Origin of the sequence: Chitinophaga qingshengii (assembly GCF_014529935.1) — a bacterium.
Lineage (GTDB): Bacteria > Bacteroidota > Bacteroidia > Chitinophagales > Chitinophagaceae > Chitinophaga > Chitinophaga qingshengii.
The window spans coordinates 3,597,518-3,616,358 of sequence record NZ_JACVFC010000001.1 but is presented as its reverse complement, the minus strand read 5'-3'; the positions used below and the strand labels follow the sequence as shown (position 1 = coordinate 3,616,358).

At 48.0% G+C, this 18,841-nt stretch carries 14 protein-coding genes and 1 tRNA gene; 10 read left to right on the top strand and 5 right to left on the bottom strand.

Going from position 1 to position 18,841, the window contains the following annotated elements; genetic code table 11:
- From ICL07_RS14090 to ICL07_RS14080, 3 genes are read left to right on the top strand one after another with little or no spacing between them, the layout of a single operon-like run.
- Positions 1 to 1,083 carry a porin gene (locus ICL07_RS14090; protein ID WP_188088530.1) on the top strand — a complete coding sequence of 361 codons (1,083 nt, stop codon included), beginning with the start codon at positions 1 to 3 and terminating at the stop codon, positions 1,081 to 1,083.
- Between the two features lie 6 nt (positions 1,084 to 1,089).
- Positions 1,090 to 2,214 carry a sensor protein KdpD gene (locus ICL07_RS14085; RefSeq protein WP_188088529.1) on the top strand — a complete coding sequence of 375 codons (1,125 nt, stop codon included), beginning with the start codon at positions 1,090 to 1,092 and terminating at the stop codon, positions 2,212 to 2,214.
- Complete coding sequence (locus ICL07_RS14080; protein ID WP_188088528.1) at positions 2,211 to 3,920, top strand: sensor histidine kinase; 1,710 nt, start codon at positions 2,211 to 2,213, stop codon at positions 3,918 to 3,920. Before ICL07_RS14085 ends, ICL07_RS14080 begins: the two co-directional genes overlap by 4 nt.
- Here ICL07_RS14080 and ICL07_RS14075 read toward each other — a convergent pair whose 3' ends face one another.
- A complete protein-coding gene (locus ICL07_RS14075) occupies positions 3,921 to 6,929 on the bottom strand; it encodes an ATP-binding protein (RefSeq protein ID WP_188088527.1) in 3,009 nt (1,002 codons plus the stop codon).
- 277 nt (positions 6,930 to 7,206) lie between these two features.
- Here ICL07_RS14075 and ICL07_RS14070 point away from each other — a divergent pair, with 277 nt between their 5' ends.
- Complete coding sequence (locus ICL07_RS14070; protein WP_188088526.1) at positions 7,207 to 7,908, top strand: porin family protein; 702 nt, start codon at positions 7,207 to 7,209, stop codon at positions 7,906 to 7,908.
- Between the two features lie 77 nt (positions 7,909 to 7,985).
- On the opposite strand, the gene ICL07_RS14065 is transcribed toward ICL07_RS14070, so the two are convergent.
- Positions 7,986 to 8,765: an enoyl-CoA hydratase-related protein gene (locus tag ICL07_RS14065; protein WP_188088525.1), complete on the bottom strand. Its 780-nt coding sequence runs from the start codon at positions 8,763 to 8,765 to the stop codon at positions 7,986 to 7,988.
- A gap of 58 nt (positions 8,766 to 8,823) precedes the next feature.
- Positions 8,824 to 10,842, bottom strand: a complete 2,019-nt coding sequence (locus tag ICL07_RS14060; RefSeq protein ID WP_188088524.1) for a S9 family peptidase — start codon at positions 10,840 to 10,842, stop codon at positions 8,824 to 8,826.
- Positions 10,843 to 11,021: 179 nt separating this feature from the next.
- Here ICL07_RS14060 and hflX point away from each other — a divergent pair, with 179 nt between their 5' ends.
- From hflX to ICL07_RS14040, 4 genes are all read left to right on the top strand, one after another.
- A complete protein-coding gene (gene hflX / locus ICL07_RS14055; RefSeq protein ID WP_188088523.1) occupies positions 11,022 to 12,212 on the top strand; it encodes a GTPase HflX in 1,191 nt (396 codons plus the stop codon).
- Complete coding sequence (locus ICL07_RS14050; protein WP_188088522.1) at positions 12,212 to 12,553, top strand: Rieske (2Fe-2S) protein; 342 nt, start codon at positions 12,212 to 12,214, stop codon at positions 12,551 to 12,553. Before hflX ends, ICL07_RS14050 begins: the two co-directional genes overlap by 1 nt.
- Positions 12,554 to 12,626: 73 nt before the next feature.
- Entirely contained in the window at positions 12,627 to 14,282 is a 1,656-nt protein-coding gene (locus tag ICL07_RS14045) for an ArnT family glycosyltransferase (protein WP_223151836.1), read from the top strand.
- Between the two features lie 129 nt (positions 14,283 to 14,411).
- Positions 14,412 to 14,485: transfer RNA gene (locus ICL07_RS14040), tRNA-Asn, on the top strand.
- Positions 14,486 to 14,611: 126 nt separating this feature from the next.
- On the opposite strand, the gene ICL07_RS14035 is transcribed toward ICL07_RS14040, so the two are convergent.
- Positions 14,612 to 15,790 (bottom strand): M57 family metalloprotease, encoded by a 1,179-nt coding sequence (locus ICL07_RS14035; RefSeq protein ID WP_188088521.1) that lies wholly within the window; start codon positions 15,788 to 15,790, stop codon positions 14,612 to 14,614.
- Between the two features lie 483 nt (positions 15,791 to 16,273).
- On the opposite strand from ICL07_RS14035, the gene ICL07_RS14030 reads away from it, so the two are divergent.
- Complete coding sequence (locus tag ICL07_RS14030) at positions 16,274 to 16,762, top strand: hypothetical protein (RefSeq protein ID WP_188088520.1); 489 nt, start codon at positions 16,274 to 16,276, stop codon at positions 16,760 to 16,762.
- Between the two features lie 27 nt (positions 16,763 to 16,789).
- Complete coding sequence (locus ICL07_RS14025) at positions 16,790 to 17,560, top strand: hypothetical protein (protein WP_188088519.1); 771 nt, start codon at positions 16,790 to 16,792, stop codon at positions 17,558 to 17,560.
- A 94-nt stretch (positions 17,561 to 17,654) separates the two neighbouring features.
- On the opposite strand, the gene ICL07_RS14020 is transcribed toward ICL07_RS14025, so the two are convergent.
- Positions 17,655 to 18,521 carry an alpha/beta fold hydrolase gene (locus ICL07_RS14020; protein ID WP_188088518.1) on the bottom strand — a complete coding sequence of 289 codons (867 nt, stop codon included), beginning with the start codon at positions 18,519 to 18,521 and terminating at the stop codon, positions 17,655 to 17,657.
- Positions 18,522 to 18,841 lie beyond the last annotated feature (320 nt).

The window sequence follows — 18,841 nt, the reverse complement described above, 5'->3', positions numbered from 1 at the left end:
ATGAAGAAGATTTTATTGCTGGTCGCCATCATGGTTGCCGCTATCACGCTTTTTGCCCAAACGGAAACCACTACAGAGAAAGAAAAAGGTAAACTGACATTTTCCGGTTATGCGGAAGCGTATTATAGTTATGATATGAATCAGCCATCCAATCATACCAAGCCCAACTTCCTGTATAATTTCAACCGGCACAATGAGTTGAACCTCAACCTGGCCCTGCTGAAAGCCAATTACACGTCGGACCGGGTACGGGGAAACATCGGCCTGATGGCCGGTACCTATGCCCAGTACAATCTGGCAGCGGAACCCTCTATTTTTCAATATGTATACGAAGCCAATGTCGGCGTAAGGGTGGGTAAAAATGTATGGATTGATGCCGGTATTATGCCCGCTCATATTGGTTTTGAAAGCGCTATCGGGAAAGATTGTTATACACTTACCCGTAGTATGCTGGCAGAAAATTCACCTTATTTTGAAACCGGCGCCAAAGTAACCTGGACGCCTAATGAAAAATGGTCATTTGCCGCGATGTATCTCAACGGATGGCAACGTATCAAACGGGTAGATGGTAACCAGACCCCGAATTTCGGTACGCAGATTACTTTTAAGCCGTCTGATAAAGTGCTGCTTAACTGGAGTACTTATGTAGGCAACGACTTCCCCGACAGCACCCGCCGGATGCGTTATTTTAACAACCTTTATGGTACCTTTGGTATAACAGATAAATTCAGCCTGATAGCGGGAATTGACTATGGTTTGCAACAAAAGGAAAAAAGCAGCAGCGAGTTATCCAACTGGTATACACCAATTGTGATTGCCCGTTATGCTTTCACTGATAAACTGGCGGCAGCAGGCAGGGTGGAATATTTTAACGATGCAGACGGTGTAGTGATTGCTACCGGGACACCGCACGGATTCCAGACTACCGGCTATTCCCTTAACCTCGACTTCACCCCTGTCAGCCATGTGATGTTTCGTATAGAAGGAAGGATGTTTGACGGAAGAGATAAAACATTCATCAAAGGAACAGCGCTTAAAAACACAAATACTGCCCTGACAGCATCGCTCGCAGTGTGGTTTTAATATATCATGACAACAAAAGAACATACCGTACAGCATTACCTTGACCTGGCTAACCGTGCTGGCCGGGGTAAGTTCAAAATCTACATCGGCATGAGCGCCGGTGTGGGCAAGACTTACCGCATGTTGCAGGAAGCACATGCCATGTTAAAGAACGGCATCAATGTCCAGATAGCATACATAGAAACCCATGGGCGGGCGGAAACGCACGCCCTGCTTGAAGGCCTGCCTGCCATTCCCCGCAGGCAGGTTTTCTATAAAGGCAAGATGCTGGAAGAAATGGATGTCAGCACCATCCTGCTGCTGGCGCCCGAATGGGTAGTGGTAGACGAACTGGCCCATACCAATATCCCCGGCTCGAAAAATGAAAAACGCTGGCAGGATGTAATAGACCTGCTGAATGCCGGCATCAACGTGATTTCGGCTGTCAATATCCAGCATATCGAAAGCATCAACCAGGAAGTGAAAGCTATTACCGGCGTGGAAGTAAAGGAACGGGTGCCCGATAGTATGCTGCAGATGGCCGATGAAGTAGTGAATATTGACCTGACCGCCGATGAACTGATTACCCGCCTGAAAGAAGGCAAGATCTATGATCAATCCAAAGTAGAAACTGCCTTACGCAACTTCTTCCAGGCTGATAAGATCCTCCAGCTACGCGAACTGGCGCTGAAGGAAGTGGCCACCCAGGTGGAAAGAAAGGTGGAAACAGAAGTGCCGCGAAGCCAGCAGATGCGCCATGAGAACTTCCTGGCCTGCATCTCCACCAACGACGAAGTGGCCCGTAAGGTGATCCGTAAAACCTCCCGCCTGGCGGCCTATTACCATGCAGACTGGTATGTGCTGTATGTACAAACACCCCGGGAGAGCGTAGAAAAAATACCGCTGGCCGCCCAGCGCCATTTAATCAATAATCTCAAACTGGCTACAGAATTAGGCGCGGAAGTTGTGCAGGAACACGATAGCCGTATTTCCGACGCCATCATCCGTGTAGCGCTGGATAAACAGATTACCACCGTTTGTATCGGCAAACCGCATATCAGTTTGTTCCGGATTATTTTGCGGACCAACCTGTTTAACCAGTTGCTAAAAACCCTTTCTTCCAACGACATAGATCTGATTATCCTGTCATGAGTACACTGAGGTTAAAAACGAAGATTACTTTGGGGGTGCTGTTCCTCTACATGATGCTGCTGGTAGTGAGTGTGCTGGGGTACTATTATCTGAACCGGCTGACGGTCAAGGCTAAGATCATTCTGAAAGACAACTATGAGTCGCTGGAATACTCCAAAAATATGCTGGTAGCGCTGGAAGACTTGCCACAACACCGGCAACAGGCCCAGCAACGGTTTGCCACCAATCTGAAACATCAGCAGGCCAACGTAACCGAACGTGGCGAACGCGCTGCTACCGCCACGGTTGCCGGTGTGTTTCAGAAAATGCAACAAGACAGTATCATTCACCCCGCCGATGTAGCGGCCATCAAACAGGGCATCTACACCATCATGGACCTCAACATGAATGCTATCGTCGGGAAAAATGAACTGGTAAAAAAAACGGCCGATAATGCCCTGCTGTATATCGCTATTATCAGCGGCGTATGCTTCCTGCTGGGATTGACTTTTGTGTACAACTTCCCCGGGTATATCGCCAACCCGATCGATGCGCTGACGGAAGCCATCAAAGGCATCTCCAACAAACAATACAGCAAGCGGCTGCATTTCAAATCCAATGACGAGCTGGGTGAACTGGCCACCGCCTTTAATACCATGGCCCAGCGGCTGGATGAATACGAACATAGTAATATTGCCCGCATCACTTTTGAAAAACAACGTGCCGAAGCCGTGATCAGCAGCCTGAAAGATGCTACCATTGGCTTTGATACCCAGAACACCGTTCTTTTTGCCAATGCGCAGGCGTTGCAATTATTGAGTATTCCGGAGAAGGAACTTATTGGTCATGCTGCTGATGAGATGGCCAAACAGAATGATTTGTTGCGTTTTCTGATTAATCCCGCGGAAAATGTGCCACTGAAGATTGTGGTAGAAGGAAAAGAATGTTTTTTCACCCAGGAAGTAGCGGATATCCGACACGAAGATAAACGTATAGGCTATGTCGTTATCCTCAAAAATATTACTGCTTTTAAGGAGCAGGATCTCGCCAAAACCCATTTTATTGCTACTATCTCCCACGAGTTAAAAACGCCGCTGGCCTCTTCTGACTTCAGTCTTAAGTTGCTGGAAGATGAAAGAATAGGTACCCTGAAACCGGAGCAACGGGAGTTGCTGGAAAGTATGAAGCAGGATAATCAGCGGATGATCAAAATTGTGAGTGAGCTGCTGGACCTGTCGCAGGTAGAGAGTGGCAATATCCAGCTGCAGCCGCAGCCGGTTACGGCTTTAAACATTGTGCAATATGCCATGGATACGGTACAGAAGCAGGCCGCCCAGCGGGAAGTCACGATACGTCCGCATTTGCCGGAGTCGCTGCCGCGGGTGATGGCGGATGTAGAGAAAACCGCGTGGGTACTGGTGAATCTGCTGACCAACGCTATCCGTTATTCTACGCTGAAATCGTCTATCGATCTGCGGGTAGAAGATACGGGGACCAATATGTTATCCTTCTCTGTACAGGACTACGGTAAGGGCATACCGCTGGCATTCCGTGACCGGATATTTGAACGTTTTTTCCAGGTGCCGGGTGTAAAAGGGCATAAAGGAAATGGCCTGGGACTGGCCATTTCCAAAGAATTTATCGAAGCACAAGGTGGAACAATCGGTGTTTCCAGTGAAGAAGGCAAAGGCAGCCTGTTTTATTTTACGCTGCCGGTAGCGCAATAATCATGGGCAGATAGCGATATGCGCTTCAATATCGGCTTTATGATGATTAAATAATTCTTCTATCCTGGCAGCTTTGCGGGATATTTCCTCATAATTGGTGTCCAGCACTACGCCCCGGTTAATTTCGTGGGCCAGTTGCACTGCTTCGTGCATCTCCACGAATCCCAGGTTGCCTTTCAGCTGGTGAGCCAGGTTACCTACCTCCGGCCAGTTTTTTTCCGCGATAAATTGGCGCATCTGTGAGATGTAGGCTGGCATGGAGAGGATCAGTTCCTGCAACACAATTTTCACTTCATCTTCTGCTACCGCCTGATGAATAAACTCAAAGCTGATGGGCGGTTTTTTCCCGGGCGCCGGGTGAGAAGGTGGTGGCGTACCGTTTCCGGCGCCGGTGGGGGCAGACAGGTGATGAGCGGGTTCCGGTCGATGTTCGGGTTTGGGACCTTGTTCTTCATTGTTACTGGTAGAAGCCTGGATTTTCCTGAAAAGATCATCTTTTTCAAAAGGCTTGGACACGTAGTCGTTCATCCCGGCCTGCAGGCAGCGCTCTTTTTCGCCATCCAGTGCAGAGGCTGTGAGCGCAATGATGCTGGTATTGATACCATTGTTACGGATAGCACGGGTGGTTTCATAACCATCCATGCCGGGCATTTGAAGGTCCATAATGATGCAATTATAGGATTTGGTACTTAATATTTCCAGCGCGGCGGCACCACTGTCGGCTACGTCTACATGCGAGGCGCCGCCTTTCTTCATGGTGTAGTAGGCCACTTGCTGATTGATCCGGTTATCTTCCACAATCAGAACAGATAATCCTTTTAGCGGTAACTGCGGCGCCTGAATATTAGGCTGGCCGTTGGTTTCCTGTCGGGGGAAAGGATTTTTTGTGAATGGCAGTTCAAAATAGAATACAGAACCCTTGTCGGGCGTGCTGTTTACTTTAATGCTGCCATTTTGCAGGTCTATCAGGTGCCGGCAAATGGTGAGTCCCAGGCCGGTACCGCCGAAGTCGCGGCTATTGCCTTTGTGTGTCTGGGAGAAACTTTCGAAGATAGTATCCAGTTTATCTTCCGCAATACCAATACCGGTATCTTTTACTTCAAAGCCTATCCGGATGCGGGAATCGTTTTTGTCGGCCGATACCAGTGTAACCGTTACCGTTACATACCCTTGGGCGGTGAATTTGATAGCATTCTCGATCAGGTTGATGAGGATCTGGCGTAGTCTTACCTCGTCGCCCAACAGCTCCATGGGGATATTGTCCATGGTCCGGATATTAAAGACCAATCCTTTTTCCCGGGCCTGCAACTGTAGGGGAAATACGGTGCTGTTGATCACTTCCCGCAGATGGAACGGTTTGCTGACCAGTTCCAGTTTCCCTGCTTTTATTTTGGAGAAATCGAGTATTTCGTTGATGATGACCAACAGATTTTCTGCCGACTGCCGGATGGCCGCTACATATTCCTGTTGAACAGAAGAGAGGGCTTTCTCCTGTAGCAGCAGTTGTGTCATGCCAACGATACCGTTCATGGGCGTACGAATTTCGTGGCTCATATTGGCCAGGAACATTTCCTGGCTTCTCTGGGCTTCTTCGGCTTTTTCACGGGCTTCCTTTTCCTGCTGGAGGTAAAGCGTTTTTTCGGTGAGGTCGGAGCCGATGCAGCAAATACCGATCATTTCATGGGCGGGATTCAGGAGGGGAAACATCGTCAGCAGAAAATGCAGTGTGTTGCCATCTACTGTCAGTGTTTCTTCCATTTTTTCCCGGTTGCCGGTTTCCATTACCTTACGGCTCATTTCAGCATAACGTTCTACCCATGGGTAATGCAGGTCTGCATCCGTTTTTCCTACAATAGCCTCTTTGTTGACCTTCATCACCTCCATAAAACGATAGTTGACCAGCAGGTAATTGCCCTGCATGTCTTTTACAAACATCATGGAAGGCATGCTGTCCAGGATGGCTTCCAGTCGTTTTTGCAGGTATTGGATCTCTTGTTCCTTGCGGTATTCCTGGTCAATATCCCGAACGATGCATTCAAACTCTTTCTTACCGTTGTCGCCGGTGATGACATAAGCGAGTTGCTCCACCCATTTTCTTTTGCCGTCGCGGGTAGTGATTTCAAAGCGGAGCGACGAGTATTCGTCGCCGTTGTCCAGCTGTTGCAGGTAGAATGTTTTGAGCCGTTCAAATTCGGCTTCCTGTAGCAGCAGGGAATAGTGTTTGCCTACGAGGCTGGTATTGGGGTAGCCGGTGAGCTCTTCCGCGCGGGGGCTTACGTAGGTAAAGAAACCGTGTATGGTAGATTTGTAGATAATCGGTTCTGCTTCTTCTGCCAGGCGTTTGAAGGTTTGTTCACTTTTGAGCAGCTGGTTGCTCCAGACTTTTATTTTCGTCAGCCATTTAAAAATATAGCGGGCTTCTCCCAGCAGCAGGATCAGCATAAAGGCGCTGATGATGAGGGTTACCCGGAAAGACCAGGTAGTATAGGCGGCGTTGTTGTTATTGCGCTGGAGGATTTCCTTTTGTTCGGACTGAACATAGGCGTAAACGAGGTTACGAAGGCTATATGTTTCCGCGGTAAATTCCCTGCTCACAACCATTTCCCTGGCTTTGTCCGGATTGGTGGCGGCCAGCGCAACGATTTGTTGTTTGGTGTGGCGCCTTTGCAGCAGTAAATGTTGTATTTGCTGGAGGTATCCTTGTTGGTCGGTGTTATTGTACATGTTTCCGGTCAGGCGTTGAAGTGCCTGTTGGATACTGTCCTGTAGCTGGGCTTCCTGCAGGGGGATACGGCCGTTGCTGAGCAAGTGGTCTTTGAGGCCGGCAGTACTTTTATAATCGAGTATGGCGATGGCCCTGACCTGGTTGGTGATAATCTGGCTGTTTTTGATCCAGTCCACCGCTGCGTTGGTTCGTTTCTGCACCATACCGGCATAAAAAATGAAACCGCTGAGTACCATTAGCACAGCTGCCACAATGATTATAACGGTGAGGGCAATGTTTCTCATTTAGCGTTTTGGTTTCACAGACTAGTTTGCTGTTTTGGCCGGGGTTGTTCCCCCGTTGGAGGATTCATTTCTGAAATTTAGCTAAAAAAATGCATTATTGGTGTTCATCTTGTTCATTCTCCGGCGGGAGCACATGTAAAGAATATGATTTATCAATATGACTTTTTATGTAACTTTCGCGCCGAAAAGAGGATGGTTAGGAATATTTTAACCAATTTTTTTGCAATCATCCAATATATTTGCCTAATATTCTTTTTCCTAAGTATTAAAATATTTTATGAAAAAAATAATTTTTACCCTTGGCCTGATAGCTGTAGCTGTGGGTGTATTTGCACAGGAAGGCGGTTCTCCCATGAACAAGGCAGTTAACAGGGCCACCCATTCCCGGGATTTTCTGATGATTCAGTTATCCTATGATGGTTGGGCTGGAGCTCCTGACAGTGTTAAGACGGGCTTCAACAGGGGCTTTAATATTGCGCTGATGTACGATTTCCCGTTTAAGAAGTCTCCGCTGAGCGTGGCTGCGGGTCTGGGTATCAGCACCAGCGGCGTATATCTGAAAGATCATACCCTGGATATTGCCGGCAAAGTAGATCCTAACAAGGCGACTTTCCCTGCCAGCAGTGCCTATAAAAAATTCAAGGTAGCTACCACCTACCTGGAAATTCCGATCGAGCTGCGCTATCGTGCCGTACCTGACAACGCCAACAAAGGCTTTAAAGCTGCTGTGGGTGTGAAAGTAGGTACCCTGGTGAACGCACATACGAAAGGCCGTAACACGGCGCCTAATGGCTCTAAAAATTGGGATAAGGACCTGAACAAAGGTTTTTTCAACCCCTGGCGTTTTTCTGCCACTGCCCGTGTAGGTTATGGCAACTTCGCCCTGTTTGGTGCTTATGCTCTGAACCCGATGCTGAAAGACAACAGCGATTTGTCTATCAGACCTTACCAGATTGGTATCTGCCTGAGCGGACTGTAATCGTTCCATCAGTAAAAATATAACGGCCATGGTTTGATACAACCATGGCCGTTTTTTTATGTCTTTTTGTTTTGGTATCAGTTGCCGGTGAAAGCCGGTTTTCTTTTTTCGATGAAAGCGCTGACGCCTTCCTGGTAGTCGCTGGAGTTGCCGGCAATTTCCTGGCAATAGGCCTCGTAATCGAGGATGGCATCCAGGGACTCCGTCATACCTTTTGTCAGCATTTTTTTCATGAGGGCAATGGCTTTGGTAGGGGCGGCTGCATAATAGGCGGCTTCGGCTTCCACGGCTGCATCCAGCCCGGTAGCCGGTACTACCCTATTGATCAGCCCCATTTGCAGGGCTTCTGCAGCGGTTACCTTGGAAGCTTTGGTAGCCAGTTCAAAAGCGCGGTGATACCCTACTGTGCGTGGCAGGAAATAGGATGAGCCGGAATCCAGTACCAGTGCAATATTCACAAAAATCTCAATCATACTGGCTGCTTCGCTGGCGATGATGACATCGCAGGCCAGTGCCAGGGAGCAACCAGCGCCGGCGGCCACCCCATTGAGTTTGCAGATAACCGGTTTGGGCATGTTACGGATAGCCCGGATAATAGGATTATAACGTTTGTGCAAAGACTCGCTGAAGCTGCGTTTACCCGCTTCCGTAGAAGCTTTGAGGTCTTGTCCGCTGCTGAAGGCTTTGCCGGCCCCCGTCAACACCACTACCCTAACGGCAGGGTCTCTCTCTGCTTGTTTCAGGGCATCCTGCAGTTCGTAACTCAGCGGGTCGTTGAATGCGTTGTAAACTTCCGGGCGGTTGAGGGTGATGGTGGCCACGCCATTGGCCGTTTCCAGTAACAGGGAGGTGAACATACGGAGAGGGTTTTAAAAGCCGGCATTGCGGTTATACACCACAATGCCGGTATGATGATTAAAGCGTTTCTTTCAGCCAGTTGAAGAATTCACGTTGCCATACAATGGCATTCTGGGGTTTCAGCACCCAGTGGTTTTCTTCAGGGAAATACAGCAGTTTGCTTTTGATACCTTTCAGCTGCGCCAGCTGGAAGGCTTGCAGGCCCTGCTCAATCGGTACACGGAAATCGATACCGCCCTGGATGATCAGGATAGGCGTATGCCATTTGCCGGCATAGTCGCTCGGGCTGAAGTGTTTGTAGGTATTGGCATTCGCCGGGTCCCAGTAAGCACCGATATCCCAGTTGGCGAACCATAGCTCTTCGGTAGTACCATACCAGCTTTTCAGGTCAAACAGACCGTCATGCGCGATGAAGGTTTTGAAGCGGTTTTCGTGTACGCCTGCCAGCATGTATACAGAGTAACCTCCATAGCTGGCGCCGACAGCGCCCAGGCGGCTTTTATCCACATAACTTTCTTTGCTGACATCATCAATGGCGCTCAGGTAGTCGCGGATAGGCTGGCCACCCCAATCCTTGCTGATAGAAGCATTCCATTCCACACCGTGACCTGGCATTCCTCTTCTGTTGGGCGCTACCACAATATAGCCCTGGGAAGCGATCAGCTGGAAGTTCCAGCGGAAGGAATAAAACTGTGAAAGGGCTGACTGCGGGCCTCCCTGGCAATACAGCAGGGTAGGATATTTTTTGGCAGGGTCGAAGTCCGGCGGGAAAATTACCCAGGCCAGCATTTCTTTGCCATCCGTGGTTTTTACCCAGCGTTTTTCCACTTTGCACATGCCTATTTTATCGTAGGTGGTTTTGTTAACATGGGTGAGTTGCTGTTGGGCGCCTTTCTGCAGATCTACGGTATATAGTTCTGCTGCGTGGTTCATATCGGTACGGGACACGACGAGCGTGTTGCCGGACTGCGCCACGATGCCATTAATATCAAAATCGCCGGAGGTGATTTGACGTATATGCTTATCAGTAGTCTGTGCCGGGTCTTTCTGCAGGGCTATTTCCAGCAGTTGTTCGGTGCCTTTCAGCACGGCGAGGAAGAAGATTTTTTTACCATCGTTGCTGAAACGTACGGCAGAAGCGGTTCCATCCCAGTTTTTAGTGAGATTGGTTTTAACGCCGGTAGCCCGGTTCATCAATATCACATCGTTTTTATCTGCTTCGAAGCCGTCGCGGGCCATGCTGAGCCAGGTAAGATATTTACCATCCTGGCTGATAACAGGAGCCATGTCATAACCCATCATTCCTTCTGTGAGATTGCGGGTAGCTTTGGTAGCGAGGTTGTATTCGTAGATATCTGTGTTGGTGCTGATGGCGTAGTCTTTCCCGTATTTCTTTTTGGTGACATACAGGATGCTCTGGCCGTCCGGGCTCCAGATAAGGTCTTCCGGTCCGCCGGAAGGCACCTGCGGGCAGTCGAACGGTTCATCTGCCATAATATCCACGGGGGTGCCTACTTCCCCATTGTTATAGGTTGCATAAAAAACGTGGGAGAAGTTACCATCTTCCCAGGTATCCCAGTGGCGGTAGTTCAGGTTATCGTATATCTGTACATTGGATTTAGGGAGATCAGGGTAATGATCTGCGCCGGAGATTTTTTTCACTTTCACCTCGCGGGTAAACATAATGTATTTACCATCGGGAGAAATTTTGATGTTTTGCATTTCACCGGTCGCATTTGTTTTCTGTACGGCATTGGAGCCGTCGGCGTTCATTTCCCACCATTGGCCTTTGAGGGAGTAGCCAATTTTTCCGCCGGGGAGCACGGCCACATCGCCTGCGGCACCGGTGAGTTGTTTGGGAGCGCCGCCTGTCAGCGGTACTGCATAGAGGGTTCTTTCACTCTTGTTGTCGGCCAGGTTTGGCTTTGATACGTTGAAGATAACGCTTTTGCCATCAGCGCTGATCGCCTCACCGCTGACTCTGCCGAGTTGCCACAGCAATTCGGGCGTCATTTTGTCCTGGGCTGTCGCCATAGTTGAAATTAATAGTCCTGTCAGTAAAAATGGTTTGTACATGATCTGCAAGGTTGTTTTGGATCGCGTAAATGTAGGAAACTGCCGGCTGATTCCGCCGATTTAGCCTGTTTTTCTGATGAACGGACAAATGGCGGTCATCTCCATATATCAGAAAAAAAGGTCAATCATCGGCATCACTGGTGAAAAACAAGTATTTTTGCAGCAAATTTTACAACACTTTGATAGAGAAAAAACAAGTCGTCCAAAAAGAAGAGAAAGCGGTGATCGTGGGGGTTATAACCAAAGACCAGACGGAGCGGCAGGTACAGGAATTCCTGGACGAGCTGGTGTTTCTGGCTGAAACAGCCGGCGCCACCACGTTAAAACGCTTTACGCAGAAGCTGGCCCACCCGGACAGGGCTACCTTTGTGGGTAAAGGTAAACTGGAAGAAATCCATCAATATATCGCCGGCAGGGATGTGTCGCTCGTCATTTTCGATGATGAGCTGACCGGTTCCCAGATCGCCAACATAGAAAAAGTATTGAAGGTAAAAGTCATTGACCGCAGTGACCTGATCCTGGACATTTTTGCCCGTCGTGCCCGTACCGCACAAGCGAAAGTGCAGGTAGAGCTAGCCCAGTATCAGTATATCCTTCCCCGTTTACGAGGTATGTGGAGCCACCTGGAACGCCAGGGCGGTGGTATCGGTAGCAGAGGTCCCGGTGAAACGGAGATCGAAACGGACCGTCGTATCGTAAAGGACAAGATAGCCCTGTTACGTAAACGGTTGGCTGAAATAGACAAACAATCGCTGACCCAGCGTAAGGAACGTGGGGAGTTTATCCGGGTTGCCCTCGTAGGTTATACCAACGTAGGCAAAAGCACCATCATGAATATGCTCAGTAAAAGCGAGGTGTTCGCGGAAAACAAGCTGTTTGCCACGCTCGACACCACTACGCGTAAGGTAGTGTTTGAACAAACACCCTTCCTGCTCAGCGATACGGTAGGGTTTATCCGTAAACTGCCCCACCACCTGGTAGAGAGCTTCAAATCTACGCTGGATGAGGTGCGCGAGAGCGATATCCTGCTGCATGTGGTAGATATCTCCCATCCGCAGTATGAAGAGCAGATAGAAGTGGTGAACCGTACCCTGCAGGAGCTGAAAGCCTTTGAGAAGCCGACGATCATGGTCTTTAACAAAATGGACCTGTACGAAGCCAATACTTTCGATAAGTGGCTGGAAGAAGATATCAAAAAAGATATCCTGCAATCGCTTAAACAAAACTGGGACACGAAAACCCACGGCAATACCGTTTTCATTGCTGCCATAGAAAAGCGCAATGTGGAAGAGCTGCGTAAAACCATCATGGACAAGGTGGGCCAGCTTTACAGAGAACGTTATCCCTACAAAACAGAATTTTTCTACTAATGGCCAAAACGTACACCTGGCATAAACTGGACGAAGGATACCTGCCACTTGCCGACAATTCCATCCGTATTCAGGAAGTGAACGGAAAAAAGATCAGTGTAGCCCTGCACCAGGGCCAATTGTACGCTTTTGCGCATAAATGCCCGCATGCCGGCGGTATCATGGCCGATGGATTCATCGATGCCGCCGGTAATGTGATTTGTCCGCTGCACCGGTATAAATTCAGCATGAAAAATGGCTACAACTGCAGCGGCGAAGGATATTTTCTCAAAACCTACCCCATAGAACAGCGGGAAGACGGTCCTTATGTAGGCCTGGAAAAGAGCGGCTGGCTATGGTAACCGCCGGTTTATTTTTTTGTTAATTACCCCCTGCCGGTTTTTATCCATCAGCGGATGAGCGTAACTTTTGCATATGTTACTACCTGCAACTGTCCGCCCATTTGCCCTTTCAGAGAAGCAGATCTGGCTGTTTATTATTTCCCTGCTGATATTACTGCAGTTCAGCGCCCTCCAGGTGCCCATCCTGGAGCCGGATGGCGCGCTTTATGCCGGCATTGCCAAAACCATGGTGCTGAAACACGATTACCTGAACCTCTTCGCCGATGGCCATGAATGGCTGGACAAGCCTCATTTCCCTTTCTGGATGGCCGCTTTAAGTTTCCAGGTATTCGGTTTTCATACGTGGTCGTATAAACTGCCCGCTATCCTGTTCCTGTTGCTGGGAGCCTGGTATACCTATCGTTTTGCCAGGTCGCTTTATGGGGAGAATACCGCCCGCTGGGCGGTTTGTATCCTGCTGACGGCGGAGCACCTGGTACTTTCCAATAATGATGTGCGGGCGGAGCCTTATCTCACCGGGCTGATTATCGCTGCGGTGTATCATTTTTACCGCAGTGTGGAGCAGCCCTGGCGGTATCATTTGCTGGCTGGCGCCTTGTTTACCGCCTGCGCGGTGATGACCAAGGGCATTTTCGCCCTGGTGCCCATCGGCGCCGCTATTGGCGGGCATCTGCTGTTTACCCGTCAATGGAAACAACTGTTCCACTGGCAATGGCTGGTAGCTTTCCTGCTCATCAGTTTATTCATTACGCCTGAACTATACGCACTCTACCAGCAGTTTGACCGGCATCCCGAAAAGGTGGTCTTCGGCAGCACCGGCGTATCCGGACTACGTTTCTTTTTCTGGGACAGCCAGTTTGGGCGTTTTATGAACACCGGGCCTATCAAGGGCGCCGGCGATCCGTTTTTCTTTTTTCACACGCTGCTGTGGGCCTTTCTCCCCTGGCCGGTGATGTTGTATGCCGCTGTGATCCTGTTTTTCCGCAAGTGGAAAAAACAAGCCGAATACTATTGCATCTGCGGCGCCCTGGCCACTTTTGCGTTGTTTTCGTTGTCCCGCTTTCAGTTACCGCATTACCTTAATATCATTTTCCCGTTTTTCGCTATCCTTACGGCCAACTATATCCTGTCGCTGCAAACTGATAAGGGGCTGCGTTTTTTCCGTATCACGCAGTACACGATCATCATCCTGATAGCAGTTGCCGGCGTGGTGATAGACCTGCTCTATAAGCCTGCCATGGGATATGTTTGGCTGATTCCTGTCGCCGCACTGATTGTGTTGTACATACTGTTGCATTATTGGCTCGACAAAAGCACCAAAGCTGCCGTCTTTTACCGGAGTGTTGCTATCAGCATCCTGCTGAATCTTTATCTCAACACGATCCTCTATCCTGATATGATGCAGTACCAGAGCGGTAGCGAAGCTGCCCGTTATGCCAATGCCACCATCCCGGGTACCCCTGTTACGCTTTATCAGCATAACTCCTATTCTTTCGAATACTATCTGAACGCTCCGGTGCCCCGCATTGACAGCGCCGCTACCGGCGTGGTTTTCACCACGCAGGAAGGAGTGGCAGATTTGCAACAAAAGGGTTATGCGTGTACCGTGTTACAGCGGTTTCCAAATTTTTACGTGAGTAAGCTGGACCTGCCTTTTGTACGAAAAGCTACGCGTGCCACCGCGCTGGGGGAAAAGGTGCTGGTGAGGGTTAAAAAAACATCCCTCTGAAATCCTTTGCGGTAGCGGACTTTATCAGCTTTCAGAAAAAAAATTAAAAAAAGTGGGTATAAGATTTTGCGAAAATGAAAATTTGCCTATTTTTGCAATCCCAAATCGCACAAACGATACGGGAAACACTCCTCCTTAGCTCAGTTGGTTAGAGCATCTGACTGTTAATCAGAGGGTCGCTGGTTCAAGTCCAGCAGGGGGAGCGAAAAAGCAAGGCTTGCAGTAATGCAGGCCTTTTTTGTTTACTTCCAAAAAAAACGCCTTCTGTCAGCAAAACAGAAAGCGTTTTATAAACGTCATCTTTTCATCCACCATTTAACGGTGTGGCGTCACTGTGACACGATCCACTGACTACTAAAAAAATGCGCGGGTACATCTGAGTTCTGGGCCGTACTGTTTTGGCTCTCCAGATTAATGTAACCACCTTTCCATTGATTTCTCAACCGGGTATAGCCGTCAACGTATTCAAATGCCCAATAGCCACTGGCGTAAGAGATGGGTAGTACTGTACATTCCACATAACTATAGCCGCGCTCAATATTCATATACTTCCCGGACGATACATTTCTGATGCGGGTATATCCATTTATCTTCTCCAGGTTCCATTTATAGCGGTCGTCGGAAGGAGTATAGCTATAGCGCAGGATGCCGTTGTCGTCGTAGAGGTAGGTATTGTTCCCTCTGTTTTTGAAACGCACCCATGCCGGTGGGGCGGGATATACCGTTGCCAGTGCTACCTTGTCTTCAGCAGTGAAAGGTCTGTCGGTATTGTTGGTGCAGGCCAGCATCCAGGAGTTGGCAGAGGGGCCGGTAGGTGTGCCGGGGATGTAATCCGCGCCAACGCCGGCGGTGCCTTCATTGCCGCCGGTACCGCAGCTGAAAGCCAGGTTCATGTAATCGGTATGGCGGAAGCCTATGGCATGTCCTATTTCATGCGCAATGGTGCTGATAGCATCCGGCCGCTGAGAAGTGCCGTTGAAATAATAGGTGTTTAATTTAATGGGGCTCGCAGGATTGCCGCCAGAAGGGAACCCGGCACTGTAGACCAGAACATTGCTGACCTCCCGGAACGGCAGTATGTTTATCTCCGCCCTGGTATCGGGAGTACGGATAAACCTTAAACTGATGTTGAGCGCATTGTATCTCTCCAGCGCCTTGTCCAGAGCAGTCTGTACATAGGCGTCGAAGGTGGGATCGATATACACATAAATGGTCCTGAGTGGTCCGGGAACGGTGTTGCTGCTCCGGTAATGCTCTACCTGCACTTTGGGATTTACAGTGTTGGCGGCCAGTTCGTTGATCTGTTTTTCTGTAAGGAAAATATCATATTCAACCAGGTACCCATCTTTATACTTCTGCAGGCCTTCGCTGGTATGGAAGCCTGCCGCCTGCAGTTTTGAAACGATATGATCTGAGACGTCCCGCCGGGCAGGTGCGTTGTCTTTTTTCTGACAGGCGAACAATAGGATCATTAATAACGAAATGAAATAATAGGCTAATGGTTTCATGAGCTTTTGTTTGGGTTAAGAAATGTAACATGAGGGATGTAATGGTATGGATTGGAAGATGAGGGTTTTACTATTAACTGGGTTGACAAGGCTTACAAGTCATACAGTGACTGTAATGAAGATACAAAATTCCGCGTATGAAAAGCAAAACTATTTCATATAAATAGAACGGTCATACGAAAAATTTTCATGTATAAATTTGCCATGCCTTTCGTTCTTTTATTGAACACTATGAAACAGCGCTGATGGCGCAAGTCGACTGCAGCACCGCTGCGTCGTGATATGTTAAATATTACCGGAAACAGGAGCTTTGCTATGACGGGTTTGTAAAAAATGTATCTTTCCGATATTTTCCTATAGTTTATGAAACGCCTGTTACTGTTACTTTGGCTATTAGTCCCTGTAATCCCAACTGTGGCCCAGAGCCATGGTTTTGTCCTGAATGAAATCAGACAGAACACCACCTCCCGTAAAATCGGAAGCTTGCTGATTATCTCAGCCGGCCCAATGTCTACCCGCAAGATCGGTCAGGATATGAAGTATGCGCTGGATAAGGAATTTCGTAATACATCATTTCAGACTTCCGTAGTACATCTGGGAACGTTAGAATACTGCACCGACGAGAATATAGCCAAGGCTTCAGGTTTGTTTCCGCATGATGTGATACTGGTAGTAGCGCCCAAAGAAGTGAATGATAAGTCAGTGAGAAAAAATCTGAATACCCCCCTGTCCAGAGCGGCGGCTTCCCTGTTATTTTCAGGTCCGGCCCACGTGCCTGACCGCCATATCCGGCAGGAGTTCACCGATCAATTGGAAACGTTTTACCTGCTGGACAAAACAAATCTGCAGGAGCCCTTTTGGATTGGCCAATCTAATATTTCTACCAACCTGGGCTCAGATAAATACTTTACTTTCCTTCTGAACAATCTCCTGCGTATTTGGAAAGATGAAGGGATTTCTATGGGTAGCTGATCAATTTTATCTTCACTCCATTTTGTTATGCATAATCCAGTTAGAAAGAACAGGAATATCGGTACTGCCAAACAGGGGCATGGGCAGTATAACAAGTATAAGATTCCCCAAGCCCATACGTCTAAGCGTTATTATGAGTTATTGGGACCTTACCAAAAGCAGCAGATAACAATCAATAACCATGAATTTCTTTTTGTGACCGAAGCAGCCAGAACAACTTCGAAGCATGCCTGTTCTGTGAATGATTTAAAGCGGATGATTGAGCAAATACCTGCTGTTGATTATGGTGATCTTACATTAATTGTGCTTCGCCAGCCAAAACGAAAGGAAGAGGTAATGGCCCCGGTATGGGGAAGACTGATTTATAGTTTTGAATTTGAAGGGAATTCTTATCCTGCTGTTATCCTGGAGGCAGTAGATTATTCAAAAAAAATAAAATGGCCAAAGTCTTTATCAGTATCAGCCCAGAAAGAACTGGAGCGGTTGAAAGCAGATGGTCATCAGTTTATGGATGATGGAAGATTGCTGACTATAGATCCGGAGCCTCTAAATGTCAGACAAACACAATTATACAGAACCCTGTTACATGAGTTTGGACACTATGTACATTACCTGGAAGTAGTAGAGCGCCCGGGCAAAGAAGAGGAAGACTATGAAACATGGGAGCAGCGGTATAATAGTTATTTTTGCATCTTGCCGGCAGAAAAAGAAGAGTATGCGAATCGTTATGCGAAAAGTCTTTATAGCAGGTTGGTGGAACAGCAAATAATTCCTTTTGATCCTATAGCAGATGAATGATACGGAAGTTGCTGTAATTTTTTGTGCATAAATTTGCTGTGGATGGCGTTCTTGTAATGAATGTCATGATGATGCGAACGGGCTGCTGTATGGGTCAATCTTTCTTTAAGAAGTCACAGATAAGCTGCAATACTTCATCAAAATTTGTTTCCAGTACCCAATGACTGCCATCGAGAATATGGACCTGGGCTTCCGGTAAGTCTCTCTTGTAGCAGAAAGCCTCTTCGACATTAAAAAACGGATCATATCTACCCCATATAATCAGCGCCCTCGGGTGATGAACACGGAAATATTCCTGAAAGACGGGGTACATTTTCATGTGGTGCTGATAGTCACAATTCAGTTCATACTGCATATCGATATTGCCGGGCCTTTTCATCGATTCCCAGTCAAGTATCCATAATTCAGGACTTAATGTTGGTAACAATTCTTCCGGCAGCCCTGCCGTGTACTGCCATTTCACCCCTTCCTCACTTAGAAATGCGTAAAGTTTTTCCTTTTTTTCAGGAGTAGGATTTTCCCAATAGTCTTTCATTTCATCCCATATGCCCTTAACGCCTTCTTCGTATGCGTTACCGCTCTGAACAATTATTCCTTCGATTTTTTCCGGATGGCTGAGGCATAAACGAAGACCAACAGGCGCTCCATAATCGTGAAGATAGATGGTAAATGACTGTAGGTTGATCTCATCGGTAAAGGTGTTTATATAAGCAGATATATTTGTGAAGGAATATTCAAACTCATCTTTAGCAGGGAAAGCGCTGAAGCCAAATCCGGGGAAATCCGGCGCAACCAGGTGATAGCAGTCTGATAAAGCGGTCATCAGGTTTTTGAACATGACGGACGAGGTCGGAAAACCCGGTAGGAGCAGTATGGACGGGTTTTTTCTATCTCCTGCCTCCCGGTAGAAGATATCGATACCATCCACTTTAATTGATCTGTTAAAAATCTGCTTGCTCATATCGCTGTCCCGATCAAAGATTATGCCTCTGTATATGGACTGTTTTTGAGTCCGGCTGCCCGCGAAAGCAGGACTTTTCGCGTGGGTTTTACAGTATCCTTTTCTGTTGTTATCTTTAGCCTTTAAAAGAAGGAGTGGTTAATGTGGTCAAATGAGTTGACCTTGTTTACTATCATGTGAATCCCAGGTACTTTTTATTTTACGATATTGCCTGAAGTGCATCGACCCCACATTGTCACACGTTAATGAAGAACAATTTTACCAAGGGTATCCCTGCCCGGGTATTAAAACACGCGATCCAGTAGTATATATAACGATTC

Excerpts from the sequence above, each read along its gene's own strand:
- ICL07_RS14090 (WP_188088530.1), top strand. The coding sequence starts at position 1 with ATGAAGAAGATTTTATTGCTGGTCGCCATCATGGTTGCCGCTATCACG.
- ICL07_RS14085 (WP_188088529.1), top strand. The coding sequence starts at position 1,090 with ATGACAACAAAAGAACATACCGTACAGCATTACCTTGACCTGGCTAAC.
- ICL07_RS14080 (WP_188088528.1), top strand. The coding sequence starts at position 2,211 with ATGAGTACACTGAGGTTAAAAACGAAGATTACTTTGGGGGTGCTGTTC.
- ICL07_RS14075 (WP_188088527.1), bottom strand. The coding sequence starts at position 6,929 with ATGAGAAACATTGCCCTCACCGTTATAATCATTGTGGCAGCTGTGCTA.
- ICL07_RS14070 (WP_188088526.1), top strand. The coding sequence starts at position 7,207 with ATGAAAAAAATAATTTTTACCCTTGGCCTGATAGCTGTAGCTGTGGGT.
- ICL07_RS14065 (WP_188088525.1), bottom strand. The coding sequence starts at position 8,765 with ATGTTCACCTCCCTGTTACTGGAAACGGCCAATGGCGTGGCCACCATC.
- ICL07_RS14060 (WP_188088524.1), bottom strand. The coding sequence starts at position 10,842 with ATGTACAAACCATTTTTACTGACAGGACTATTAATTTCAACTATGGCG.
- ICL07_RS14050 (WP_188088522.1), top strand. The coding sequence starts at position 12,212 with ATGGCCAAAACGTACACCTGGCATAAACTGGACGAAGGATACCTGCCA.
- ICL07_RS14045 (WP_223151836.1), top strand. The coding sequence starts at position 12,627 with ATGTTACTACCTGCAACTGTCCGCCCATTTGCCCTTTCAGAGAAGCAG.
- ICL07_RS14035 (WP_188088521.1), bottom strand. The coding sequence starts at position 15,790 with ATGAAACCATTAGCCTATTATTTCATTTCGTTATTAATGATCCTATTG.
- ICL07_RS14025 (WP_188088519.1), top strand. The coding sequence starts at position 16,790 with ATGCATAATCCAGTTAGAAAGAACAGGAATATCGGTACTGCCAAACAG.
- ICL07_RS14020 (WP_188088518.1), bottom strand. The coding sequence starts at position 18,521 with ATGAGCAAGCAGATTTTTAACAGATCAATTAAAGTGGATGGTATCGAT.